Annotated in this window: 18 protein-coding genes; 7 read left to right on the top strand and 11 right to left on the bottom strand. The window is 57.9% G+C overall.

Going from position 1 to position 25,002, the window contains the following annotated elements:
* The coding region (locus AB1772_10085) for an IS110 family transposase (protein ID MEW5796692.1) at nt 1-126 on the top strand (126 nt) is incomplete at its 5' end.
* A 14-nt stretch (nt 127-140) separates the two neighbouring features.
* Here AB1772_10085 and AB1772_10080 read toward each other — a convergent pair.
* Nucleotides 141-2,741, bottom strand: coding sequence for a protein kinase (locus tag AB1772_10080; protein MEW5796691.1), 2,601 nt, complete (start codon nt 2,739-2,741; stop codon nt 141-143).
* Nucleotides 2,742-2,983: 242 nt separating this feature from the next.
* Between AB1772_10080 and AB1772_10075 the strand changes: the two genes are divergently transcribed.
* Genes AB1772_10075 through AB1772_10055 form a run of 5 tightly spaced genes read left to right on the top strand, consistent with a single transcriptional unit; the run spans nt 2,984 to nt 7,727 of the window.
* Nucleotides 2,984-4,174, top strand: a complete 1,191-nt coding sequence (locus AB1772_10075; protein ID MEW5796690.1) for an SDR family oxidoreductase — start codon at nt 2,984-2,986, stop codon at nt 4,172-4,174.
* A gap of 11 nt (nt 4,175-4,185) precedes the next feature.
* Nucleotides 4,186-5,325 carry a diacylglycerol kinase family protein gene (locus tag AB1772_10070; protein ID MEW5796689.1) on the top strand — a complete coding sequence of 380 codons (1,140 nt, stop codon included), beginning with the start codon at nt 4,186-4,188 and terminating at the stop codon, nt 5,323-5,325.
* A gap of 1 nt (nt 5,326) precedes the next feature.
* Complete coding sequence (locus AB1772_10065; protein ID MEW5796688.1) at nt 5,327-6,067, top strand: phosphatidate cytidylyltransferase; 741 nt, start codon at nt 5,327-5,329, stop codon at nt 6,065-6,067.
* A 12-nt stretch (nt 6,068-6,079) separates the two neighbouring features.
* Nucleotides 6,080-6,793 carry a CDP-alcohol phosphatidyltransferase family protein gene (locus tag AB1772_10060; protein ID MEW5796687.1) on the top strand — a complete coding sequence of 238 codons (714 nt, stop codon included), beginning with the start codon at nt 6,080-6,082 and terminating at the stop codon, nt 6,791-6,793.
* A 16-nt stretch (nt 6,794-6,809) separates the two neighbouring features.
* Nucleotides 6,810-7,727, top strand: coding sequence for an SAM-dependent methyltransferase (locus tag AB1772_10055; protein ID MEW5796686.1), 918 nt, complete (start codon nt 6,810-6,812; stop codon nt 7,725-7,727).
* Between the two features lie 174 nt (nt 7,728-7,901).
* Here the strand turns inward: AB1772_10055 and AB1772_10050 are convergent, their stop codons facing one another.
* The 10 genes from AB1772_10050 to sat form a co-directional block, all read right to left on the bottom strand.
* On the bottom strand, nt 7,902-9,953 hold the full coding sequence (locus AB1772_10050; protein ID MEW5796685.1) for a DUF3858 domain-containing protein: 2,052 nt from the start codon (nt 9,951-9,953) through the stop codon (nt 7,902-7,904).
* Nucleotides 9,954-10,005: 52 nt separating this feature from the next.
* Nucleotides 10,006-11,904 (bottom strand): DUF3857 and transglutaminase domain-containing protein, encoded by a 1,899-nt coding sequence (locus tag AB1772_10045; protein MEW5796684.1) that lies wholly within the window; start codon nt 11,902-11,904, stop codon nt 10,006-10,008.
* 276 nt (nt 11,905-12,180) lie between these two features.
* On the bottom strand, nt 12,181-13,698 hold the full coding sequence (locus AB1772_10040; protein MEW5796683.1) for an SLC13 family permease: 1,518 nt from the start codon (nt 13,696-13,698) through the stop codon (nt 12,181-12,183).
* Nucleotides 13,699-13,735: 37 nt separating this feature from the next.
* Nucleotides 13,736-14,266, bottom strand: a complete 531-nt coding sequence (locus AB1772_10035) for a CBS domain-containing protein (protein MEW5796682.1) — start codon at nt 14,264-14,266, stop codon at nt 13,736-13,738.
* 159 nt (nt 14,267-14,425) lie between these two features.
* Entirely contained in the window at nt 14,426-16,951 is a 2,526-nt protein-coding gene (locus tag AB1772_10030; protein ID MEW5796681.1) for a PEP/pyruvate-binding domain-containing protein, read from the bottom strand.
* 1,050 nt (nt 16,952-18,001) lie between these two features.
* Nucleotides 18,002-18,829 carry a YkgJ family cysteine cluster protein gene (locus AB1772_10025; protein ID MEW5796680.1) on the bottom strand — a complete coding sequence of 276 codons (828 nt, stop codon included), beginning with the start codon at nt 18,827-18,829 and terminating at the stop codon, nt 18,002-18,004.
* Nucleotides 18,826-19,116 (bottom strand): ogr/Delta-like zinc finger family protein, encoded by a 291-nt coding sequence (locus AB1772_10020; protein MEW5796679.1) that lies wholly within the window; start codon nt 19,114-19,116, stop codon nt 18,826-18,828. Before AB1772_10020 ends, AB1772_10025 begins: the two co-directional genes overlap by 4 nt.
* 168 nt (nt 19,117-19,284) lie before the next feature.
* Nucleotides 19,285-21,207: an adenylyl-sulfate reductase subunit alpha gene (gene aprA, locus AB1772_10015; protein MEW5796678.1), complete on the bottom strand. Its 1,923-nt coding sequence runs from the start codon at nt 21,205-21,207 to the stop codon at nt 19,285-19,287.
* 18 nt (nt 21,208-21,225) lie between these two features.
* Nucleotides 21,226-21,666 carry an adenylyl-sulfate reductase subunit beta gene (gene aprB / locus AB1772_10010; protein ID MEW5796677.1) on the bottom strand — a complete coding sequence of 147 codons (441 nt, stop codon included), beginning with the start codon at nt 21,664-21,666 and terminating at the stop codon, nt 21,226-21,228.
* A gap of 68 nt (nt 21,667-21,734) precedes the next feature.
* A complete protein-coding gene (gene sat / locus AB1772_10005) occupies nt 21,735-22,964 on the bottom strand; it encodes a sulfate adenylyltransferase (protein MEW5796676.1) in 1,230 nt (409 codons plus the stop codon).
* Nucleotides 22,965-23,719: 755 nt separating this feature from the next.
* On the opposite strand from sat, the gene qmoC reads away from it, so the two are divergent.
* Nucleotides 23,720-24,988: a quinone-interacting membrane-bound oxidoreductase complex subunit QmoC gene (qmoC, locus tag AB1772_10000; GenBank protein MEW5796675.1), complete on the top strand. Its 1,269-nt coding sequence runs from the start codon at nt 23,720-23,722 to the stop codon at nt 24,986-24,988.
* Nucleotides 24,989-25,002: the final 14 nt, after the last annotated feature.

Below are 25,002 nucleotides of genomic sequence, written 5' to 3'. Positions count from 1 at the left end.
TACCAGCGCCTTCTGGCGTCCGGCAAATCAAAGATGACCGCTAACGTGGCCTGCATGCGCAAGCTCATCACCATCCTCAACGCCATGCTCGCCAAAAACCAATACTGGGAACCAAAATTGACTTGATTTCAACACAGTCGCTACGATTGCGCCGCCTTGATCAGTTCCTTCCACCGGGGATGATTATGCAACGGGCGCCAAAGTGGATCAAACTGCAGGTACGAAGGCGAGACAAAACCCGGAATGCTCAAAAGAAACTGCAACTGGTCAATTGCCTTGTCATATTCCTCGAACACGACACAGGTCTGGGCAAAGTTGAGCGCGAAGAAAAGTGCGTCGAAAGCGTCGCGCGTGGTCGGCAGGAGCTCCAGCGCCCGACGACCGTGATCGAAAGCTGATTCGCGCTGACGTAGCCCGGTATAGGCGAGGCTGAGATAACTGTGAAACCGGGCATTGTCAGGGTACAGGCGCACTCGATCCTCGAGCATCGCCCTCGCCGAATCGGCGCAGCGAGTTTCGTTGTCATGCTTACCCAGCAAACGAAACATCTCCGCGCGATGCAGGTAGTAGATCGCCGTGTCGGAGCCAAGTTTCATGTTATCGAGCACCGTTAGCGGATCGGGTTCAATCACTCGTGACAACCACCAGTAGTAATGAGACCGCGCAAGATCGGCTCTTTTGGCTCCCCGGGCCAGAATTGCGCGCGCCGCGGTGACGTCGCCATCACGGAAAATCTCCAGCCACGCCTTGTAAACATGAGCGAGCGGCCAGTCGGGCGCCAGCGCAATGACGCGGTCGAGATAAACCTCCGCCTGGCGATACTTGCGCATGAGGCCGTAGGTCAGACCGACATCGAACAGCTTCAGGTGTGAGCGTGGATCGAGTTCGGCCGCTTTCAGGAAATTCACGAGAGCCAGTTCAATCGGGCCGATCCGCCGCTGCACCGCCGCAATGGCGCTGTGCAGTTCCGCGTTGTTCGGCCAGCGCAGCGCCGCCAGTTGGAACTGTTCAAGCGCTCTTACATAGTCGATTTCACAATGATAGTAGTAGTACCCCAGCGCCAGGTGACCCTCGAGCAGGTTTCGCTCCAGCTCGAGCGCGCGGTCGGCGGCGCGACGCGCCAGCAGTTTGCGATTATCGGTGTGATCGTAGTACTCCCAGTACATACTTTCGTGCCCGCGCGCCAGCATGGCATAGGCGAGAGCGAATTCGGGATCCTGCTCGATGGCCCGCTCATACAATCCGACCGCTATTTCGATATCCGACTCCTCCCAGCTACGGTTGAAATACTGGTTGCCGCGAAGGTAGAAATCGTAGGCATCGAGATTGTCGGTGGGGCGCATAGCCAGGGCCTGGAGATCGCTGTCGCGCATGACCAGTTGAAGTTCGGAGGCGATGTCGCTCGCGATTTCGGATTGAAGCGCGAAAATGTCACCCAGTACGCGCTCGTAGCTGTTGGCCCAGATATGCGTGTCGCTGGCGACATCCACCAGGCTGGCGTGCACACGGACCCGGCTGGGTGTCGAGTTCCTGTCCCAATGGACCGTGCCGGTGATCAGCCATCGGCAGCCGAGTTCCGAGCCTACCTGCGGCAGGCTCTTGCCGCTCGCCCGGTATTCCATAGAGCTGGTGCGCGAGATAACCCCCAGCCCGCCGATACGCGCCAGGTGTGTGGTGACCGCGTCGACTACACCGTCGGCAAAGTACTCATCTTCAGGTGAACCAAGATTCTCGAACGGGAGCACGGCCAGCATGCGACGGCTGCTGCGGTTTTGATCCAAACCTGTCCATGGAATCAGCGACACCGCAGTTATCGCCGCGAGCAGGACGACCGCCAGCCACGGTGTGAGCCGCCGCACGCGTGACATGGCGATCGGCGCGGCCGGCTGCCGCTGAGTTTCACCGAGCTCAGTCAGGATAGCATTGACACCCGGATAGCGAGCGGTAGGGTCTTTCTTGAGCAGGCGTTTGACTATGGACACCAGATGCTCCGGTATGTCCGCACGATGCTTCTCCGGAGGCACAGGGTCGTCGTTGACTATCGAGTAAACGACCGAGGCCTCATACTCGCCCTCGAACGGTCGCCGCCCGGTGAGCATCTCGTACAGCACTACTCCGAGCGCAAAAAGATCAGACGCCGGTGTGACGCTCTCCTCTTTCAGTTGTTCGGGCGCCATGTAGTAGATAGTACCGGAGCCGGATTCGCCGCTGTCACGGCTTGAAACCCGCGCCGCTGCCAGACCAAAATCGAGAATCTTCACCTGGCCTTCGTCGCCGATCATAATGTTGCTCGGCTTTAGGTCTCGATGCACCAGCCCGGCATCGTGGGCTTCTGCCAATCCGTGACAGAGTTGGATGAGTATGTCGGTTGCATTGTCAATGGGGAGGGGCCCGCTCTTGAATCGGTCACGCAGCGATTCACCGGAGAGGAACTCCATCGCGAAAAACGGCCGCCCCTGATACTCGCCTACGTCATGCACCGTCACAATGTTGGGATGATTTAGCGATGCGGCGATACGCGCTTCCTGTTGGAAGCGCCGACGAATGTGATCGTCGGGCGGTACACTTGACCCCAGCAGCTTGATCGCAACGTTTCTGCCGAGCTCGGTGTCTTCTGCCTCGTACACCTCGCCCATACCGCCTGCACCGACAAGTCGCACGATCCGGTACCGACCAAGCATAGTGTCGGCAGGGAGTGGTTTTCGCGCCTGTAAGCTGTGACCCTCGGAAGAATCCGGCATTGGTTGAAAGCTCCGTGACAGAGTCGCCTGTTCTCTCCAAAATAGACGGTTAAGCATTCAACCGCAACGCCAAAACGCGGCGGGATGGTTACTCCATCCGCTGTATGGATAGGGTCTATCCATTTACCGGGCGTCGGCACCCTCCCGTCCCCACTCAGCTAACTCCTGATCGGTCACGACATTATCTCATCAAAACGCTCCTCCTATACTTGTGGCACACCGCTTGTAATTGACCGGACTGTATGGAAACGACCAACGGACATAAAGCTGACAGCCGGAACGGCGCAAGGGTTGTCTTTATCACCGGATCGACCGGTAATATCGGCGCTGCGGTGACCGCTCGGCTATTGCGCGCGGACCCGACCGCCGAACTGGTTCTTCTGGTTCGCGCTGAATCAGGCGAGGTCGGCTTGCACCGGGTCGAAGAGGTTGTGCAGTTTCTATCGCCGGAAACGGACATTGCCGCACGGTGTTACCGTGTCACGGTAGTCACCGGCGATATCACGAAACCTAAACTGGGACTCGACGACGACGCTTGGAGCCGGATTGCCTCGCGGATCACCGAGATTATCCACTCCGCGGCGGCCACAAAATTCCTGCTGCCGCTGCCCTGTGCTCGGGCGATCAATGTCGATGGCACCGCCCGGGTGCTGGAGCTTGCTCTGGCAGCGCGGCGGACCGGCCGCCTCCGGCAGTTTGTCCATGTCAGCACGGCCTACGTGTGCGGCGATCGGGCCGGACTCATACACGAGGATGATTTCAGCCAATCGGCCGGATTCTCAAACGCCTATGAACAAACCAAGTGGGAAGGCGAACAGCTTGTCCGCAGCCACATGGAAGAATTGCCTATAGCTGTCGTGCGGCCGTCGATCGTGGTAGGCGACTCCCACACCGGCCGCACCACGGCATTTAATGTCCTTTACACGCCGCTCAAGATGATCTACGACGGACACTTGAGCCTAATCCCCGGCCTCTCAGATGCCCAACTTGACGTTGTCCCGCTCGATTACGTTGCCGATGCGATTACCTATATCGCGCTGCACCACAATCATTCGACCGGCCGCACCTTCAATCTTACCGCAGGCGCGGGGCGCACGATGAGCGCCCATGACATTGTAGCGCGAGCCAGGGAGTGCTATCGCCATTACGGTCTCATCGGCCACGTTGCAAAAGCTGCATTCGTGCCGCCACGCCTCGGCAAGGTGGTATGTAATCTCGCTCACGGGCGGCTGCAGCGGGCATGGCAACTGGCTCGTCCGTACATTCCATACCTCTCGGTCAGGCGCCAGTTTGTCAGCGAGAATTCCGAAAAGGTTCTGCGCGCTGCGGGCATCCGCCCGCCGGCACTTCGCGACTATCTATCGACCCTACTGAATTTTGCGATAGAAACTGACTGGGGTCGCCGCCTGCGACGGCCGGCCCGCGCGGCATAAGGGCGAGCAATATGAGAATCGTAGCCATCATAAACGCGACTTCGAGTCCGGAGAAACAACGGGCGATTATCGCGGGGCTTCGCCGCGAACTCGGCGAACACGGGTTGACCACACATATAACCGCCTACCCCGGCCACGCGACCGAGTTGGCGAGACAGGCGGCGGCGGATCATGCCGACACCATAGTTGTCGCAGGCGGCGACGGCACTATCGGCCAGGTAGTCAATGGAGTGATCGGCTCCCACGCCAAACTTGGACTCATCCCTATCGGTACGGCAAATGATCTGGCCGGGCATTTCCGGATACCAGCATCGATCCATGACGCCTGCGCGGTCGTTCGCGAAGGACAGGCGCAGGCGATCGATGTCATCCGAATAAACGGTCGCCGTTTCGTAACCACGGCGGGTTTCGGAATCGGTAGCTCGACCATAGCCGCCGTGCAGCGAATACGCAATCATCGTATCGGGCGGGGACTGGCCCGGATTGCCGGCAGCCGCACGTATGCGCTCGGTTATCTCGTAGCGATGGCAGACCACGGCGATTGGCCCTGCGATGTAAGGGTGCGGCGGAGCGGACTGGATATGAAAGCCACCGTCCTGTCGCTCTCTATATCGAATCTGCCCAGACTGGGCGTTGGGTTCCAGATGACACCCGATGCCAACGCGAGCGACGGCGAATTCGAAGTCTGTCTGATCGAAAATAATGGGCTGCGCGGCGCGGTCGAGGCAGCGTTCCGGGCCAGGCGCAACAGTCTTTCGACCTGGGCGCGGGTGCATCACTGGCGTGCCCGGACACTTGTAGTCGAAGCTGAGCGACCGATTGTCGCCTTTGCCGACGGTGAACTGCTCGAGCCCCAGACGAGATTCGAGATTAGCATCGTCCGCGGCGCGATAACATTGATCACGCCAGAGTGCGACGACAGGTCACAATCCCGACCCAGCCGCTTGCGCGTCCGGGGCCAGGATCAAGACTTGACGCAACCACTTACATCACGTGCCCAGCCCACGCAGAAGTGCGAGTCCTCATCTGCTGACGAATACATGCCCGCGAGTGCTCGGCAGATGCCCACATCTGCCGACGAATGTCAGCTTCCTCGCCATCTGCACCAGTACCTGAGCGCAACGGCCCATTCCAAACCGGAGACAAGTTGACATGGAACTGAACGTCCTCATAGTAATGTCGCTGCTGCTCCTGGCGGGCGCCTGCCTGATGATACTCATCCATCGCGGTAGGACAACTGACACACGCGCGGTACGTTCTGACTGGGTCAAGTACGCAGTCTTCGCCGCCATCGTCCTCGGAGTCGTCTTCCTCGCACGATTCGGTCGGCTCTGGCTGGCCGTGCCGCTGCTAGGCGTTGCCATTTACGGCAGCTACGAATTGGCGCGCCACCTGCCAATGAGCGCAATTCGGCAAGCGGCTGTCACTCTCGCAATCGCAACCCTTATCGCCAGCCTGTTGGCACCGCTCATGTTTCCCGGCGCACACGATTGGTGGCAGCGATTCGCTTTTGTCTACTTGCTCGTAGCGCTCACCGACAGCTTTTGCCAGCTCTGGGGACGCCTGCTGGGAAGACACAAACTCTGCCCGAGCTTAAGTCCCGGGAAAACATGGGAGGGATTCTTAGGGGGACTGGTCACCGCGGCGATTGGCTCGCAGGCGCTCGGCTTTCTCGCGCCGGAGTCACCGTCACTCATCCTGGCGTTGGCGGGGGCACTGATCGCGCTTTCCGCCACCGCCGGGGATTTGCTCTTTTCCGCAATCAAGCGCAGGCTCGGTATTAAGGATTTCTCGACTTTGCTGCCGGGGCATGGCGGGCTGCTCGACCGGTTCGACAGCCTCATTGTCGCCGCCCCGTGCTTCTACTGGATAAACAGGCTAATGCTTCAATGAACGGAGGACAACATGAACAAGATACCATATAGCGCACCGCACGTGATCACGCTGATCGGTCTTAGTTTCGCCGCGCTGGCTGCCATGGCGGTGATCGACGGGCAGTTCGATACCGCCGCGCGGTTTTCTCTCCTGGTTTACTTCGTAGATCGCATCGACGGCACCCTGGCGCGCAAACTCAAAGTGCGTGAGAAGTTCCCCAACACTTCCGGTGAGGTGCTGGACATTATCACCGATCTGGTCGGTTTGACTTTCGTGCCGCTGCTGCTCTTTTGGACCCGCGGCCTCTTTCTCGAAGGCGCAGGCGTCTGGCTGGTCGGCGCGGCAACCATGGCGGCATCGTGGAAGTACTCGCGGAAGGAATCGTTCCTTGGCCGTGGTTATTCAGTCGGTGCGCCGCCAATCTTTTTCAGCGTGTTCCTGTTCTACTTCCTGGAACTGCCGCCACTCTACCCAACACTGTATACGCTGATGCTTATCCTGCTGGTGGTCTCGCCGGTGCGCTATCCAATCACCGGCCTGGTGACAACGCATTGGCAGCCCGGCTACAAGAGTATCGAGAACTATCTCACGGCCATCTTCTTTGTGCCGGTTTTCATCCTGCTGGAAGACGCACCCGCCGTGATCTACTGGCTGATGCTGGCTAATATACTCGTCCAACTGCTGGTTTATCCCATCCTGCTCGGGCGCGGCATTATCAAACCGGTATTCGACAGAAAATACTGATTGAAAGCAGAAAGATATGAAAGCGATCTACAGCAAAACTATCGAGAAGCCGTCAGGTTTCTTATTCGCCCGCTGGTCGGCAGGAGCAAAGGCGTATGAGTACTCGTTGCCTCCGGAACAGCGCGTTATCGAAGATCCGTACGCCCCGTACTACGCCGGCGCGATCGGCCGCCAAATGGTCGCCGCCATGGCGCGCATAAACCCGTCGATCCGCAAAGGTATCGTGCTTCGGGCTCGGTATTTCGATGACTACGCGCGGCAATGTCTGGCCGAAGGGTTCGAGCAGGTGGTCCTGCTCGGCGCCGGCTACGACAGCCGCTATCTTCGCGTCCCGGAGTTCCGCGCTATACAGGTGTACGAACTCGATCTTGCCTCGACTCAGGCGATCAAAAAAGCGCTCACCCGCCGGATGCTGGGCAAGTTGCCGCAAAACGTGAAGTATGTCTCGATTGACTTCTCGCAGGACTCGATCTCCCAGAAGTTGATAGGCGCGGGTTACGACCGGCTCAAACGGACATTGTTCATCTGGGAAGGAGTCACGCTCTTTCTGAACAAAGACATCGTGTGCGAGACGCTCGGCCGCCTGGCGGAGTTTCGCCCCGGTAACCGGGTGATTTTCGATTTCATTCCGCCCGAATTGATCGACGACGCCACCGATTACAAGGGCAACCGCCAGCTGCTCAAGCTGTGTGCGTCGATCAACGAGCCGCTGACGTTCGGGTGCGATCCGAAGACCATGCGCGATCTGCTGCCGGGGCTTGGGTTCAGCTCGGTCAATGTTGTCGACATGCGCGAGATTAATCGCCGTTGCGGCGGCACGGAGAAGATCGAGGACAGCTACTATTTCGCCACGGCCGAAGTGGGCGCGAATGCGAAATTGTTTCAACCGCCGATTAAAGGAGACGGGTCATGTTTAGTCTCATTGCAGGATTGAAATGGCCGACGACTCTCTGTGCGGAGACTTATGCGGGCTCGTGCCTGAGCGACGCCGTACTGTTTCTTCTCGAGACGGGTCTGGTGGCATGGGTGATCTTTTGTGCATTCTCGATAGTGCACGTGGCCATATCCCGCCGCTCCCACAATTGACAAGTCATGTTCGTCGAAGTAATCAGTTCGTCGCAGCCCCTCCCGCCCTGGTCAACACTACCGTGCGATCACTCATTTCCTGCCGCGCCAGGAACAGCGCCCGCACGTCGCGGTAGTCCTCCTTTTTCCACATCGGGGCGTTTAGAGTAAAGTTGCGCTGCACTGACAGTTTGTCGCCAAGCTGAAGGAACTGCACGCCGCACTTGCCGACGCGATTGGAGAACATGGTATCCGACGGGAGCGCCTCGATTGACCACCCCGCGGGCAGCGTGAACTGGGCGGCCTCGTTGCGCTGGTACGCGAACGGAAATGCAATCGGCGTCTTTCTTGTGGCAGCGACAAACGGGTTGTCCCGGGAAACGAAGTAATCGAGAGGCTTGAGGAACAGCCTGCCGGCCTGCTCTTCATTGGAAGGAAAAGTAAGCGCGCAATGGACCGTGATCGGATCGGCGGCCCTTTCAACTCCGGTGCAAGTGAGTGAATCTCTCACTCCCGACGGCAGCAAGTTAGCAACCGCGGTATCGAGAAGTTCCTTGTATTCGGACGAATCTGCATCAAAGAGTGTTGCTCTGATCGTACCGGCGGCGTGACCGGTCAGGCGAGCCTGCACCTTGCCGACCGTTTCCTCTCCCGGCACGAGAACGTAATCGTAAACATAAGTCTGGGATGTAGCACTCGGGCCGGCCGGCGTGACGGTGAGGAATTCTCCCTGTGTGCCCTCGAGCAGCATCTGCACCCCCTCGTTGAACCACGGCACCATGCCGTACGGCATGTGGGGGTAGCCGGGAGCGAAGAAACGGGTGCTTTTGGCGCTGTCAAAGACGACGACCAGGGAACGGTCGAACTGCCACCACTTGAAATCTCGCACAAACATATCATCATCGCGGTCAACCACAAACCCGATACGGGCGTCGATGCCGAGCTCGCGGAGCATGGAACAGTAGAGCGCGTCGATTACTCCGCTCCAGCCGTACTTGCGTTTGATTACATCGTCTGCCGTTTCATTGGTTCGTTCCCTTATCCTTCTATTTACACCCCTCTCTTCCATCGCCTCCTGGAGATCGACGAAGGAGGTATTGACAATACTGTCCTGTACCCAGGCGTACGCGGTCGCCATCTTCTGTTCGGAGTCCCCATCGGGAAGCGCGGCAGCCAGCACCGCTTTCATGCGTGCTGTCTTGCCGCAAAAGTTATCCTTCATCCAGTCAGACATGCTGCTTGACATGGTGGACCAGAATTCTATAGGCAGTGAACCGGTGCCATAAGAACAGAACAGCCGAGCGACTCTGGAATCCTCCGGCAACGACATCTGCTCGTCCTCGCGGGCGGGAACGTTCTTCACCGTAAAAAGCATCTCGGTGCTGTCCTCTATGCCGGGAGCCGGGAAACGTTTAGGAGCACTCGGCTTGACATTAGTCCACACATACTCAGGCTCACGGAGCGGTACCCAGATGAACGGTAGATCGAAATAGTAAGTGCTTCGCTGTTTCGCGAAGTCGCAGTAATACCATCTGTACTCGCCCTGCACCAGCGGGATGTCCTTCTGAATCAGCCAGCCGCCCGCGGAGCGCTCGGCTTGATACACTATCCGGTATTCGATTATGCAGTCGTCCGTCACGCCCGGAATCGAAAAGCGGGTCTGCTTCCATTTTGCGCCCTTGACTTTGAGCACTGTCTCGCGATGAATATCCTTATCGGTCATCGCAATTTCCTCGCCGCTTGGCAAGACCGTACGCGCGATCACACGAGTTACGCGCTGTTCGGCGTCTTCCATGGGCGCTTCTACCTCGGCCTGGGACCTGCCGCTCATGTCGAGAATTCTAATCCGTCGGTACAGTGAGCGGTACACTCTATCTTCAGCCAACTTGCGCTCATCCACCGAAATCTTCTCGAAGATCATTACGGCGTGAGCTCCGGCCCACGCCGTATCCTTCCCCACATTCCAGTCAGCCTCTGTGACAGCTTCCCACTGAAATGTAGTTGTATCTCTTCGCCTTTGGGCTGTCGCAGCCTCCGGCAGAAGCAGGAGTGAAGCTGCAACCGCAGTTGCTATCAGATGCCAGCCACATCGCATATTTGCCATCCTCTCGTTAAGAGTAATCGGCGCCGTTATTCGAGGGCGCAGCCTACTTATTGGCATGACTGAGAAGACTTCTCATTCTATGGGAAGCCCGCCAGCTCTTGTTGACTCGTTTGGCCTGCTCGTATTTTTCCACCCCGATCGAACCGCCATAAACCGTGAGCCGAGACACAAGGTGAATTCCGGAATCGAGCTCGGTACGGCAGTCGATAGAAGCCAGCGCACATGAGTCAGTGATTCTTTCGGGGTCGGCGGCCGGCGCCCATCCCGGCGGCAGTCGCCACACGATGTCCGTCACTATCTCGGCCGGATCTCCGAATGTGACCGGATGAAACCGCTCTTTGGCAGTCAGGTCGGCAAACTCGCCCTCGTGAAAGAAGTCGGTGATCAGCAAGCGGTACGGACCTGATTGGGGCGCCGCATTGGAACCCTTGAGGACAAAACTGGTCCAGGCCGAATCACCGCCGGCACCATGGGCCAAATCCGTAACGGAGGGATTCTGAAGGACATTGGCAAACCGCGCATGCCAGGCTTTGGTACGCTCCGTGAGCGGCACGGAGTGATTCAGATGCGCGGTTTCATCGGCCCGGATGCGGTAGTCTACGACCGTAACAGCGGCCCGCATGCTGAAATCTGCATTCAATTCGGCGGTCGCACGGTAGCAGCGAGCGTTATCGCGCGGAGCGAGATCGGGCAGCCGTGTCAGTGTCGTATCGTCAGGAGACAACTTCAGCACGCAAGACCCACCCAGATGCGACGGCAGCCGCCCCAGCGCCATCGCTTCGTCCGTCGGGTCGAAGTAAAGCCACCCGTTAACCGTCGCTTCCGGGAAGGGCGGAAGATCAGCCACGGCTTCAATCGGGATTGCGACAATAGCATGGTCGAACTGAAACGGCGAAGAGAGTCCTGGGTCAACTCTGTCCTGCACCGAAGCCAGAGCTGCGGCCGAATTTATCCCCGCCCTGGTGAGCATCGCCCGCATAAGGGCGACTTTGTCCTTGCAGTCGCCGTACCGGTTGGCCAGTGTGGTGCCGGCCGCTCTCGGACGAAACCGGCCGATGCCGATCTCAACGGCGACATAACGGATCTGGTCTCTCGCGAAATCAGCTATGGCGCGAAGTTTTGCGTGCGGCGAGGCCAGATGCCCACATAACTGATCGACCGTCGCCCCGACCGCATCGGTGTCCACACAGGCAGTATCCTGATGACGGCGCGCCCAGGTTGCCGCCGCGCGCCAGTCGGCAAATCCGCGCTGATCAGTAGCCTTGGAGTTGAAGCAGGCGACCCTAAGTGTGCGGCTCAACTCTGTCCAGGGCGGCATATAGGGTTCATCGGGGCGATATGCCAGGTCGCGCACTGTCCATTCGTGCAGACCGCCCTGATGCCGATACTGAGCCGGTTCCAGGTGGTGCGAGGACATCTGAACCTGCCAATCGGGCGGCACCTGCACCGAGAACCGGGCAAAGGCCACCGGATCCGACACTTGGAAAACGAACCCCTCGTGATACCCTGCCAGGGGGTCCTTGTCTTCGATCGTATACTCGTACGCTACGATGTCGCCCGGCTTGACTTCGGGAAACCTTGCAATCAACCTGCGATTATCGTCATAATGCCCGGAGGCGCGATCAGCATCAACTTCGACCGCCCGAGATTTGTCAAGAGAGCTCTTCTTGCCGTCGGACCCGATCAACCACCCCTTCAGGTCCTTCACCTTTCGAGTCGTGGTTACATGCTCGGCAAAAGCTGAGGCTTCGGCACCCGCCACCTTCAATATTCGCGCGGCCCAACAGACAGATATCGTGACACCGCCCGCCGGGTCGACTTTGGCCTCCCGGGAATGATGGATCACAAGAGTGGGCGCATCTTTGTGCGGCGCGGCTGTGGACGTCTGGCGGGCGGCTTCTTTAAGCCAGTCCGGCTGGGCCTGGGCAGTCACGGCCGGCATTATTATCAGACTGATGAGGCCGGCCCAGTGTGCTGTCACGCTATGGCGGTAACGCATATAACCCCGGTCGATGATTACTCGTGTTCGTGACCAAGCCTTAGGTGTGGAGGCGGCGGCAGTCCCAGTTGAAAGTGCCCCGAACAACCAAGACCAACGCAGGGACGATAGGGGATTCGCTCTACCCTGTCAATACCTATTTTCCACTCACTTGGCGAAGGTTGAAGTCAGCTTGCTGTGCGACAGCGAAATAAGGCGCGGATCCGGTCAGCCGCCGCCCTACCCCATCCCCATCGCCGGCCAGATGTATCGAACGAACATCGCCAGGATCAGCATCACCAGCACGCTGATCGGAAGGCCGGCCTTGAAGAACTGCCCGGCCGAGAACTGCCGGCTCTCGTACGCTATCGCGTTCGGCGCGGCCCCGATAAGCATCAGGAACGGCATCCCCGAGGTGACGAGCATGGCAAACATCACGATTTCCGCCGTGACACCCAGGTACGGGCAGAGCGCCACGCCGACCGGCAGGCAGAGCGCGATCACCGCCACGTTTATGATGAAGTTGGTAAGCACGAGAACCAGCAGGGCCATGCCTAAAACCGAAACGAGCCAGGGAAATTGATCGAATAACCGGAGCAGGTTGACAGCCACCCAGTGTGCTGCGCCGGTCTGCCAGAGGCATAAACCGAGGCTCATACCGCCGCCAAAGAGCAGGACGATATTCCAGGGAACCTTCTCCAGATCCTCGAGATCGAGCACGCGGAACACAAACAGCAGCACCGCCCCGGCCATGACCACGGCGCTCTTATCAAATGACCCGAGAAACGGAATCGCGAACCCGAGACTCATAATCGCAATCGTCAGCCCAACTATAGTTATGGTGACGGTTTCCGCGCGGGAGAAGGGGCCGAGTTTGGCGTAGAGCGAATTCATCCGCCCGCTCAGACCGGCAATCGTCTTCTGCTCGGGTCTGAAAAAAATCATGAAGAATAACCAGAGAGCGGCTACCATGATCCATCCCAGCGGAGCCAGATACCACGTGAACTGGTAGAACGTCACGTCGGCGGCGGCCATCTCCCGGAACATACCAACCGCCAGCGGCGCGCGCGCCGAACCGAGCAGGGTGACAATGCTCGCCGCTCCGGCAACATAGGCCACACCGATAAACAGGGCCTTACCGAACCGGGTCGGCCTGGTTTCGTCGGTGTACAGTCCGTAAATCGCCATGAACAGAGGAAACAGCGATGCCGCCACCGCGGTGTGCGCCATGACATGGCACAGCGCCGCGGTCATGAGGAAACAGCTGAGCAGGATCATGCTCGTACGCTCGCCGGCGAGCGTGAGCACCTTGTAAGCCAGCCGTTTGGTCAGACCGGTACGGGTGAACGATAGACCGAATACTACTGAGCCGATTATGAACCAAATCGCCGGATGGAAAAAATCACCGAAAGCGTCGCGAGCCGGGCGAATCAAAAGAAGCACCTGCAGTACGCCAACCAGAATTCCTGTAACCCCGATCGGCACCACTTCAAAAACCCACCACACTGTCGCCAGAAAGAACAGCGCCAGCGCCGCCTGACCTTGAGGCGACAGGGAGACTATTTCTCCCAGGGGATCAGGAGCATCGGGAAAGGGCGGCATCAGATAGATGACAAGAAAGAGCGCTACCCCCAGTACGAGAAAACCGATCCGCCGCCAATTGACTCGTGGCGCCGCCTCGGCCAGAACCACAACCTCCGGCTGCCTGGGCAGTCGGGGACCCGAATGGTCGGTGTGGTGGCGGAGTAGATCGCTCATGCTGATGCTCCGAGTGCGCACCGGCACCTGTGGCCGATCAAGCCAGAACTACCTTGGCTACGACATGGAACACGTCGACCGACCGTACCACCCCCACGACCTTGTTGTCTCTTAGCACGGGCAGCAGGCTCAGGTTGTGCTTGTTCATCTCATAGATGACCCGCACGATGTGGTCTTCGTAATCGACAGTCACCTCGATCGGCAGCATGACCTCGCTGATCGGCGTTTCCTCGGCGAGTTTGATCACCGCCTCGACCACCTTGCCGTAAGAGAGCTCGGATAACTCCGGATCGACCTGCACATCCCACAGCTTCTTCCGATACTGGAGCGGTTTTTCTCTCAGAAACTTCGGTTCCAACCCCTTAAGGATATCGCGGCGGCGGGCCATGCCCATGAGTTGGTATTTTTCGTCGAATACCAGCAACATGCGCGGCAGTGAAACGCGTCCGTCGATCTCGAGCTGCGCCCCCTCCATTTCGGCGATCGCCTGTTTGAGTGTAAACCAATACGGCAGGTGGGGGTATTTCTCCAAAGGAATCAGAACATCTCTAGCTCTAACGTTTTCCATCTGAGGTCCTTTCTTCCAGCGTCTACAGATAGCCTCAGTTGTGCAGGCCTGCAAGAGAACGGCGCGGCCATGGTCCAGTATCCGGAAACCGGCCATGGCTGTCAAGTTTGAGCATCCTCCTCGCCAAAGCCCGATTAGATTGGCGCAAAGGAAGCTGCATCATTCGAGACCTAGCTTCTTCATAATCTGAACACCATGCCACCGGGCGACTTTGTCATTGGTCAGCGCCATATCAAGCTGCTTTGTCAGCATGGTGAGTTGGCCAAGCCTGAACAGATTCTCGCACGTTTGCCTGTGTGACAGCCCGGTCTGCCGCGTATCGAGGAAGTCACCTTTCGCCTGATGTTCGAAACCGAGCCGTCCGAGCACCTGCTTGATGAGATTTATGCGGCGTTCCCGCCGCTCAGGTGTCGCGCCGCCCTCCGTGTACTGCATGCGGATATAGTTCTTCTGCGAATCCTCGGTACACATCGCCTCGACAGTTGTAAAGTGGTAACCCATGCGAAGCCCGACAATCATGTACTCACGGCTCAGGATGGCAAAACTCGCCTCGCTGAAGCTGTTTGGTGAATCGTGCTGCATCGACGTGCCAAACACACGAAACCTCTCGAAGTCCCTCGGAAGCGGCCGCGCCGGCCAGCCCTCGTGGCGCACCCCGGACCAGAAATGTTGCATCGGGGCCGAGTCGATACTGTTCTCGTCAATTCCCTCCTCGCGCAGCCGGTCGGACAGGATCTGATCGATATAGATGACATTCACCTGCAGGGGGATGCTTGTCTGCAGCCGCACGCTGACTCGCTCCTTCTCCGGGACACTGAGACCGCCGTAAAACATCTCCTCCATGGCGCGCTGGTGGCAGAAACGGGTTAGATCGTGAAGCGTTCGGCAGTTTTCAATCGCAAAGCTGTCATCACCGGGATGCACCAGGCCGAGCGGCGATATCAGTTTCAAAACACCGTTAAGCGTGCATAGCGCGGCGAGGTTGGCGCCGGGCCGCGGGGGACGGCGAAGTGTCACCAGTCGTTCCTGGTAGCCGTCATAGATCATTCCCTTGGTGGCATCGACTGTCACCGCCTGACCCGGGCGAAGCGACTCCAGGGCATGCACTACGCCGGAGAGCGCCGGGATCTGGTACTCACGGGCGATAGTCGCCATGTGATTCGCCACGCCGCCGGTCTCGGTGACGATGGCGCTTACCTTCTGCATGACAGTTACCAGCCCGGGGAATGTGTGCGGTGCGACCAAAACAGCGCCGTCAGGCACTCCGGGCAGATCGCGAATCGACCGGGCATGATACACCGGTCCACCCCCGGCACCGGGGCAGATTGTGATAGCCCCGCGCACCAGCGGGATGAGTTCCTCGATGTCTACGGCCGACACTGGAGCGGGCTCAACGACCCGCAGTGGCCGCGCTTGCAGGATAAACACGCGGCCCGATTGATCCACCGCCCACTCAATATCCTGCGGGCAGTGATACGCTCGCTCGATCCGGGCAGCATAATCGAACAGCGTTTGTACCATACTATCGGTCACGCTGAGTTCATATTGCCGCGACGTGGCGATTTCTACCGGCATCGTGCCTCCCTGCGGATTGAGTACCAGCTTCACGGATTTGCACGCGACACGTGTTTCCATCACATGGCCATCCGACCGCGAAAGCACCACGCTGTCCGGCATGACCGTCCCGTCGACCAGATACTCTCCAAGGCCGAACACGGCGTTGATCAGCATCACCTCTCGTGCGGGATTTACCGGATCGCGCGTATAAATCACTCCGCTCGCCCTGGCATCGATCATCGCCACGCAGCCCACGCCCATGGTCAACTCGGTTTCCGGTTTGGCCAGCCTGAGCAGGTAATACAGCGCCTGTGGTGTAAACTGGCTGGCAATGACATTGCGGTAGCCATCGATCAGGTCATTCGGATTGACATTCAGGTAGGTCGCGTACTGCCCCGCGAAACTGTAGTGAGTGTCCTCACCGACTGCACTTGAACGAACCGAAAACGTAGTTGCCTCGGATCTCCTCTGAAGCGCCTCGGCCGCCCTGGTGATCGCCCGGCCGACCTCGTCCGGCACGCCGGCTGCGGCTACCATGGCGCGTATGTCATCGCCGGCCTGCTGCAATTGGGTATAGTCATTGATGTCAACGTGCGTGATTCGCGTTCGAATCCGCTCGTACAGATTGTGGGCATACAACATCCGGTGGCAGGCCCAACCGGTGATGGCGAAACCGTCGGGCACCGGCAGCCCGAGCCGCGACCGAATCTGCGCCAGTTGGATGCACTTGTTCCCCACCGACGGTGCCGCGATTTTGCTCAGTTCGTCGAAAGTGAGCGTGAACGCCTCTTCGCTGAGCGGCAGCCGCTGGGGAAGCAACATTTCGATGCCGCCGCGGATATCCAGAAGTTTCGATCTTAGCGGCAGATACGCGTCGCCGCCGATAGCGATCATCGCCTCGATCATGTTGCCGATTTCCGTGCGAAGATCCCCCACGCGGTCTCTGAGGTAAGCAGTATCGAATTCGATCTCCCCCTGCGATTTCTCTTCCAGCTCACCTATTAGGGCATGAACGCGGTTGTCGTGTTCGAGCAGTTCGAGGAAATGGGCAAACTTCGACTGCAGCACCCGGAGAATCTCCTGAGCGTCGCCTGTCTGATTGCCCAAAAGCCCGCGGAACCACTTCATCGCCTACACCTCATCGTATGCAAAATATCCGCGCCCGATCATAAGAACGCAATGGTTTTTGGAGCGGAGATATCCGGTCGGAATTCAGCAATCGTAGGGCAGGACCCCTGTGGTCCTGCCAACGGAAAGGCAGGAGTGCAGGACTCCTGCCCTACGCTTACGGTGCCTGCCACCTATTCAGTAGGGCAGAACCCCTTGACCGCGCGCAATAGCACGCGGTCGGCGGTTCTGCCATTGGCGTGGTTGGCGTACGTCCTCGTGCGCCAACTTGAGCAATGTAGGTCAAAACCCCTGAGTCGAACGCGAACGCGTGAGACGTGGTTTTGACAATGACGTTTCGTTCAGAGGCGATGAACCCACAGCAGAGCTGTAGGCTACTGGCTGCCGTTACTTTGATAATTGACACATCGATCCTGTGAGACTAACCTGAGCTGTAGTGTGCGAGAACCCACAGAGGAATCGTGTGCTGTTGTTGAGTTACAGATCACTCATGGCTAGGCGTGCGCTACTGCCAAAGGAATGCCACAGTGTTTCGTCAGATTAGAAGAGTTTACAGGTCGTGGAAGGATTGGCGTCTTCGTGTCCATCTTCGCAAAGGCGCAAAGTTGGCGATAGATGATACTCGCAAGATGCTCGCACGGAGAGGAATCAATTTCCCCTTCGATCGGATGTACTGGATCGGAGGCATGGAGTACCAGAACATTGCGGATCAAGACTCGATTTTGGACGCCGTACACAGAGTTGACCTTGCGTATCTACGCAACCTGCCTCCTCCTTCCCCGACAGCAGATCACTTGGTGGTTTACCTTTTGACTGGTGACGACAATACAGCAATGCTGGTGGGGAAAATATCACCTTTCGAGCTATGGGAGCCGGACGTCATATTTGCGCTTCAGAAGTGTTCGATCGATGAATGCACTGGATTCCTCGACTAAGGGGTAGGAAAGTATATGCCTCCGTTGCCTAATCGTGATCCTGAACGGTAATGTCGCGGTGCCCCACCGCTTGCGGTGGGTTGAGATTGACACTTTGACTGCGTGACGACTGCCCCTACTTCAACTTCCCCTTCATCTTCAACTCTTTCTTCTTGTCCTCGGCGATCTCGGGCTTGATCCTCAAAGTCGGCTCGCCGAAGAGCGCGAATCTGAGCCAGCGATATCCGAACCGCAACATAGCGATGTCATCGGTCTTGATCTGTGCGAGGGTGTCTGCGTCGACATCAAACTTCTTCAGAAAAGTGCTCTTGAACACGAACTCCCGGAACTTGTCGACATTGTAGCAGGCCAGGAAGAACATCTCGACCTGCTTGGGCGTGATCCCCTGACCCTCTTTGAAATACTTATGCAGGGTGATCTCTTTGAACTCACGCCCCATCTCGTCGTATTCGTCCACACCCTGATTCTGCATCCACTGCACTACCGTCCAGCGCCGACGTTCATGGAAACCCTGGCAGATCGGATCATGCAGCAGGAAGTAGAACTCGTCCTCGCTCAGTTCTTCGTCTCTACGCGGCGAGGCCAGCCCGAGCGGGTACATCCGGCAGGCCCAGGGGCGATCCTCGTACACCGTACATCCCTGTTTCGCGACAAACCGGCACGACTTGGTCTCGTCGTCGTTCATCTGAAACATCACTACCGGGTAGTTCAGGTTCTTGTCAAACGGCATGAGGGTGTATCGCTTGAGGAATTCCTCCGAGGAAATACCAAGACGATTCTTGAGCCGGATGATGTCATATGGTGTCAGGAAGATGTTGACATCGGCACAGCAGGCGTTGTAGCAGGGCACTCCGGGATGGCAAGCGAAGGAAAACTCCGAGTCCGGCTGGAGCCGGGGATACTCCTTGAGGATTTCTTCCTTCAGTTTCTGAAGCTCACTCATTCGTCTACCTCATCATCGGGAACGATACGGTCGCGATGGGCCATCGCTGACCAGGCGGGCAGGGGGCCGGTCTCACCGGTCTGGGGGTCGTAGCGGTGGCGGTACGACGCTTTCTGGGCGAAGTTCTTCTCCATGTGTGCCCAGCCGCGTACGTAGTAGCCGCATTCATCATTGAAACACACCCATTGCGCATGGAAACCCCACGATGAATCCATGGGTGGCCGCCACCTGAGCATCTTCACGCCGCAGTGCGGGCAAATTGTTTTGTCTTCTTGTTCCAAGGTCATTGCATCCTTGTGAGAGTCGCGAATCCTTACTATGTAGCTCGGCTTTCACCAAGATAGCAACTCTGCACACAAAGTCAACCTGATCGACAACAAAGCCCTCCCGACCGCAGCCGGGAGGGCTTCTTGATGCAGATTCCTGTTGTCAATCAGCTTGAGTAATCGAAGCTACTAACCGCCAATAAGCTCATGCTCCTGCGGCTTCGGATAGACATGAAGCATCGGCCGCTTGATCATCTCCCACTGGTTCTTTTCGGGAATCCAGCGGCAGTTGGCAAAGGCGTGCCAGTTCTTCTCGTCCATCCTGGGGTAATCGGCGCGGCGGTAGTAGCCCGGCCAACGGGTTTCCTCGCGGAACATGATCGTGCGAGTATGAGCCTCGGCCTGCCACATGCGCTGCGTGTTTTCCCAGCAGCGAAGCAGTTCGTGCAGGTCTTTCGCGGCCAGCTTCTCGGAATCCTCTCTCAGATAGCCGAGCAGCTCGAGGGCGCGGTCCAGACATGCTTTGTTAGTGGAGAACTGCGCCGAAACGCCGCCCACGTACTCGTCCATGATCTTCTGCAAACGGAACATGAACATCTTGGGCTTGATGTAATTCGGGTTGATCTCCGGATCGGTGGTCGCCTTGCCGTGCTGTTCGAAAACTTCCAGCGGCTTGAGAATCCGCGTGGTGGCCTCGTCGACCTTGGCCTGATCCAGTTTCGGCAGGGTGTTGTTCTCTACTATAAAGCGGACCGCCGCCTTGCCGACCAGACGCCCCTCAGCGTGCGAGCCGGTCGAGAACTTGTGGGACGACGCACCGGACGCGTCGCCGGCACAGAACATGCCCTTGACTGTGGCCATGTGGTCGTAACCCCAGAAGTAATCGTTCTTGGTCTCGGCGCTCTGCAGATCGGCCGGACCGGACACCCACGCGCCGGAGGCGCCGGAGTGCGAACCGATAAAGTACGGCTCGGCGGCCGCAATCTCGGAGGACTTGACTTCCGGCTCGACATTGGTGGCCGCCCAGAGAATCGCCTGCGAGATAGTCATATCGAGGAAGTCTTCCCAGGCCTCGGACTCGAGCTCTTTGAGCTTCTTCTTGGCCGCCTTTTCGTCGCCGGCCTCAGAGGCGATCTTCTGTATCGCTTCCTCGGTCCTCATATAGATCGGGCCCTTGCCTTCCATGGTGTCCATCATGCCCAGCCAGTTGCGAAGGTTGGCCGGAATCGGCTTGACCAGACCATACGGCTTCCAGTTTTCGAGCTCATTCTTGCGCTCGATCATGTAGTTGCCGCCCATGGCGTTGGTGGCCGCCGCTTTGAACAGCAGGAACCAGGCACCCACCGGACCGTAGGCGTCCTTGAAACGAACCGGGATAAATCGAACCTCCTGCGAGGTCATCTCGGCGCCGGCGCGAAGCGTGAAATAGGCCGAGGAGCCGGAGTTCCACGGCGGATACCAGGCGCGACCCAGGCCTTCACCGGTGCTGCGCGGCTTGAACACATGCACCGCGCCGCCCATGGCTACAATAGTCGCCTTGGCGTTGAAGACATAGATCTTGTTCTCGCGGGTCGAGAAACCGACCGCGCCCGCGATCCGGCTGCCGTCGAGAATCGGCTCGACGATAAACACGCGCTCGAAATACTCGCCGCCGGCTTCCGCCAGGGCGTTCTTGGCAGCCTCGGCGATGACGACTTTGTACGACTCGCCGTTGATCATAAGCTGCCAGCGACCCTCGTGCACGTAGCCGCCTTTCTCATCTTTCCAGATCGGCAGGCCCCACTTCTCGAAGAGATGCACGGTCGAGTCGACGTGACGCGCGATGTTGGCCACGAGGTCCTCGCGGATAATGCCCATCAGGTCCATGCGGACATAGTCTACATAGTCCTTGACGGTATTCTTGCCCTCGTGCAGGCCGACATACTGGTTGAGAGCCGACAGGCCCATGGCCACGGCGCCGGAGCGATCCATGGCCGCCTTGTCAACCAGAGTGACCTTGAGGCCGTTCTTCTTGGCCCAGTATGATGCTTCGACAGCCGCTCCGCAGGCCGCCATACCACCGCCCAGAATCAGGAGGTCGGTGGTGACTTTCACAGTCTCGAACTTCTGCATAGTACCTTCCTTCTGGTCCTACTTGATGGTGTACACTTCATTCAGCCGCAGAGCCTCGGGCTCCTGGGCCAGAATGTGGTCATTAAGGTTGCCGTTGGCGGTACCGTAGCTGCCGCTCGGAACCGCTTTACCCTCCTGGGTGGTGCGGATCGGGAACTTGAACCGCTTCAGCATCCCATTACGGAATTTGACCGTCCACATGATGGAATCGGTCGAGCGCAACGGGGTCACATTGGCGCCCATGGGGACAAAGTCAGCGTAACCGCGAACTTCGACCGCCTGGACCGGACAAATCTTGACACAACTGTAGCACTCCCAGCACATCTCCGGTTCCTGATTGTAGGCCTTCATCTGCTCCTTGTTCAGGACCATGAGATCGTTGGGACAAATGTACTGACAAGCGGTCTTGTCCAGCGCCTTGCACCCGTCGCACTTCTCTGTGATCACAAAGCTAGGCATTAATACCTCCTGAATAGTCGCCTATACCTCTGTACAAAAACGTCATCTATCGCTAATTCTTTGTCTCTCTACTTCCGCACCTTGGCGTCGCCGGTAGCGTGGCCGTGCAGCTTCACTTCCACTTTCTCTTCTTCGCGTAGACCTCCATAGTATTCGCGCAGAATGTCGAGCACTTCGGGGCGGCTGAACTCAACCGGCACATCGCCGCCCTCGGAAAGCGCCTTGCGCAGCGCGGTGCCGCTGAGGAACAGGCGGTCTTCCTTGGCGTGAGGGCAGGTCTTCATCGAGGCCATCCCGCCGCACTTGTAGCACCAGAAAGTCCAGTCGATCGGCAGCATCTTGCACTCCAGAGCGCCGTCCCAGAGCTTGTGGAAAATCTCCTGGGCGTCGAACGGGCCGTAGTAGTTGCCCACTCCGGCATGGTCACGACCGATAATCATGTGCGTGCAGCCGAAGTTCTGACGGAACAGAGCATGCAACAGCCCCTCGCGGGGGCCGGCATAGCGCATATCGAGCGGGTAGCCGCCCTGCAGTACGCGCTCCTTGTCAAAATACAGCTCGACCAGTTTATCGATGCACCGGACCCGGACATCGGCCGGTATGTCGCCCGGCTTCAATTGACCGACCAACTGATGAATGTACAGGCCGTCGGAAACCTCGATCGCAATCTTGGCCAGATACTCGTGCGAGCGATGCATCGGGTTGCGCAATTGCAGTGCGGCAATCGTCTTCCAGCCCTTTTCCTCGAAAATCTTGCGGCTCTCCGCCGGACGCTGATAGATGCCTTTGAACTCAGTCGGGAAATAGCTTTCGGAGAGTACCTTTACCGGGCCGGCGATATTCCATGGCTTCTGTGCCATAACCATCTGCACGCCCGGATGCTCGCTGTCGGTGGTGGCGAAGACGTTCTTGCACTCGAACTCTTTGTCGATCTGGTACGACTCAGTCACCTTCATCGTGCCCATGACTTCGTTGGTTTCACCGGAGATCAGGCAGATCTCGGTTCCCGGATTGAGCTTCTGGTCATGCGACAGTGTCACCGGGATCGGCCAGAAGATGCCGCTGGCCATCTTCATGTCCTTGCAGACACCTTTCCAATCGGCCTGCCCCATGAAACCATCCAGAGGTGTGAAACCGCCGATCCCGAGCATAATAAGATCGCCGGTCTCACGGCTGGTCATCACCACCTTGGGAAGCGACTGCGCCCGCATCAGCTCCGCCTCGCGCTCTTTGCCCTCGAGCAGAAGTATCTTCAGCTCCGGACTTCCGTGCGGTGATATCAGATTCGATTTACCCATATTCCTTAACCTCGACTATGTATTGTTATTCGTGCTTATCGCGTCTTTCGGGGCACCGCCAAACTGACCGAGAAAGTAATTTTTTTCACAAGCGCCGCCAAAAAAAGAGCCGATCCTTTTCGCCTTCTCGATCATTCGTCACCATGGGTCAGCGTATTCATGATGTGGTGCTGGGCGCCGACTACGTGAAATCTGTAACAATATCGCTTCTATCGCTAAGCTCTATGCTAAAAGTACCGTTACCGGAAATGGGTGTCAAGAGGAAAATGCCCTTTTTCTCCACGCTTTTGAGAGTGCTGAACCGGATCAATTATTTCGTTTATTCTAAATGGGTTATCGGCATAGGACGACAAAAATCAAGACCCGCCCAGTGGCCTTTTGAAATCTAAGCAGGGGTAAACTTGTCATCTTTACTGGTGTCCGGCCTGTAGGCGTTGGACAGCAACGACATAAGAATATAGGTGATCTTTGGGAGATCTGTTCTCGCCCTACCTGGCTGCCGGCCTGCAGGCGCTCTTCACGTTGACTACCGGTCACCCTCCTGAACCCGATTCAAGATATAGGTATTTATTGGAGATTATTTCTCCGGTGAGAGGTTGGGTGGCGCGGTCGACCCGGGGGCAACCCCGCGCTGAAGATTGTGAAAAAAGTAACGAAAAACCCTTTACAGAGAGGACCCGGCAAATTACTTTGCCGACACCGGCTGAGGTGACAAGCCGGCGGATGACAAACGCCACTGAGGACGGAGACAGTGTATGGCTGTAGGTCGTGTAGTTGAACCCGATCTTGAATTCATTCGTGCCGTCAGAAAAGGGGGCGGCGACACTCTCAACAAATGCTATCAGTGCGCCACCTGCTCGGTAACGTGTAATCTCTCGCCCGCAGATCGCCCGTTTCCCCGCAAGGAGATGATCCTTGCCGGGTGGGGGCAGTCGCAGGAGCTCATCGCCGACCCCGACCTCTGGCTCTGCTACCAATGCAATGACTGCAGCGCTCGCTGTCCGCGCGAGGCGAAACCGGGCGACGTGCTGGCGGCGATCCGTTCGTGGGTGTACAGCAAATACTCCTTCCCCTCGTTCATGGGGAAAGCACTCGCCACGAAAGCAGCGCTGCCTCTTCTGCTGCTCGTGCCGACACTGATTCTGCTGGCGTGTATCTTCTTGTTCGCGCCTCGAAGTGCCGACGGCACTTTCCTTTTTGCCGCGAGTGAAGTCATAGATTTCAATCTCTTCCTGCCGCACAGCTCGGTCGACGCCCTGTTTGTCATCGGCAACATCCTGATCTTTCTCTTTGCGGCGATCGGCTTCGCCCGGTTCTGGAAAGCGCTGAACGCGGGTGTTCATGAATACAAGTTGTCTTTCGTACAGGGCCTGATTCAGACGATCAAAGAGATCATCACCCATGCCCGGTTCCGTGAATGCGAGGCCAACAAGCCGCGCTGGGTCGGGCACATGCTGCTCCTGGGTGGGTTTGTCGGTGCGATGATAACCACCGGATGTGTCTTTGTGTTTGTGTTCATCCCACACTATCTCGATCAATGGGGCCTGGCATCGCTGCACGGCTTCTTTGAACTGCCCATCGAGTTGCCGCATCCGGTGAAGATTCTCGGCGCGCTCAGCGGAGTTGCGCTGGTGATCGGCGGCGCGATCCTGATCATGCGCCGCCGCACCGCTCCCGACCAGGTCGGCGCGCAGGGGTACGGCGACAACCTGTTCATCACGATCATCTTCCTGACCGGCCTGACCGGCATGCTGTCGTGGCTGCTGCGCCTGACCGGCTCGGGCGCGGTCGCCTACCCGATGTATTTCATTCACCTGGTATGTGTCTGGTTTTTGCTCTGGTACATGCCTTACTCGAAGTTCGCGCACATGATTTACCGGACACTTGCGCTAGTGCACGCGAAGCGCGTCGGAGGACATGCCGCTTTATCGATCTGCCCGAGGGAGAGAACTGCCGTATCGAATTGGTCGGCGGGAAATCGTGGGGAGGGTACAACTGGTACCTGGGTAGCCTGCAAAGTCTGATCCAGGTGGATACA

Source organism: Candidatus Zixiibacteriota bacterium, from assembly GCA_040752815.1.
GTDB lineage: Bacteria > Zixibacteria > MSB-5A5 > GN15 > FEB-12 > JAGGTI01.
Note: the sequence above shows the minus strand (reverse complement) of the source record. Positions and strands in the feature narration are given on the sequence as shown.

What these genes read in the sequence shown, in the direction of transcription:
- AB1772_10080 (MEW5796691.1), bottom strand. Translation starts at nt 2,741, where the DNA reads ATGCCGGATTCTTCCGAGGGTCACAGCTTACAGGCGCGAAAACCACTC.
- AB1772_10075 (MEW5796690.1), top strand. Translation starts at nt 2,984, where the DNA reads ATGGAAACGACCAACGGACATAAAGCTGACAGCCGGAACGGCGCAAGG.
- AB1772_10070 (MEW5796689.1), top strand. Translation starts at nt 4,186, where the DNA reads ATGAGAATCGTAGCCATCATAAACGCGACTTCGAGTCCGGAGAAACAA.
- AB1772_10065 (MEW5796688.1), top strand. Translation starts at nt 5,327, where the DNA reads ATGGAACTGAACGTCCTCATAGTAATGTCGCTGCTGCTCCTGGCGGGC.
- AB1772_10060 (MEW5796687.1), top strand. Translation starts at nt 6,080, where the DNA reads ATGAACAAGATACCATATAGCGCACCGCACGTGATCACGCTGATCGGT.
- AB1772_10055 (MEW5796686.1), top strand. Translation starts at nt 6,810, where the DNA reads ATGAAAGCGATCTACAGCAAAACTATCGAGAAGCCGTCAGGTTTCTTA.
- AB1772_10050 (MEW5796685.1), bottom strand. Translation starts at nt 9,953, where the DNA reads ATGCGATGTGGCTGGCATCTGATAGCAACTGCGGTTGCAGCTTCACTC.
- AB1772_10045 (MEW5796684.1), bottom strand. Translation starts at nt 11,904, where the DNA reads ATGCCGGCCGTGACTGCCCAGGCCCAGCCGGACTGGCTTAAAGAAGCC.
- AB1772_10040 (MEW5796683.1), bottom strand. Translation starts at nt 13,698, where the DNA reads ATGAGCGATCTACTCCGCCACCACACCGACCATTCGGGTCCCCGACTG.
- AB1772_10035 (MEW5796682.1), bottom strand. Translation starts at nt 14,266, where the DNA reads ATGGAAAACGTTAGAGCTAGAGATGTTCTGATTCCTTTGGAGAAATAC.
- AB1772_10030 (MEW5796681.1), bottom strand. Translation starts at nt 16,951, where the DNA reads ATGAAGTGGTTCCGCGGGCTTTTGGGCAATCAGACAGGCGACGCTCAG.
- AB1772_10025 (MEW5796680.1), bottom strand. Translation starts at nt 18,829, where the DNA reads ATGAGTGAGCTTCAGAAACTGAAGGAAGAAATCCTCAAGGAGTATCCC.
- AB1772_10020 (MEW5796679.1), bottom strand. Translation starts at nt 19,116, where the DNA reads ATGACCTTGGAACAAGAAGACAAAACAATTTGCCCGCACTGCGGCGTG.
- aprA (MEW5796678.1), bottom strand. Translation starts at nt 21,207, where the DNA reads ATGCAGAAGTTCGAGACTGTGAAAGTCACCACCGACCTCCTGATTCTG.
- aprB (MEW5796677.1), bottom strand. Translation starts at nt 21,666, where the DNA reads ATGCCTAGCTTTGTGATCACAGAGAAGTGCGACGGGTGCAAGGCGCTG.
- sat (MEW5796676.1), bottom strand. Translation starts at nt 22,964, where the DNA reads ATGGGTAAATCGAATCTGATATCACCGCACGGAAGTCCGGAGCTGAAG.
- qmoC (MEW5796675.1), top strand. Translation starts at nt 23,720, where the DNA reads ATGGCTGTAGGTCGTGTAGTTGAACCCGATCTTGAATTCATTCGTGCC.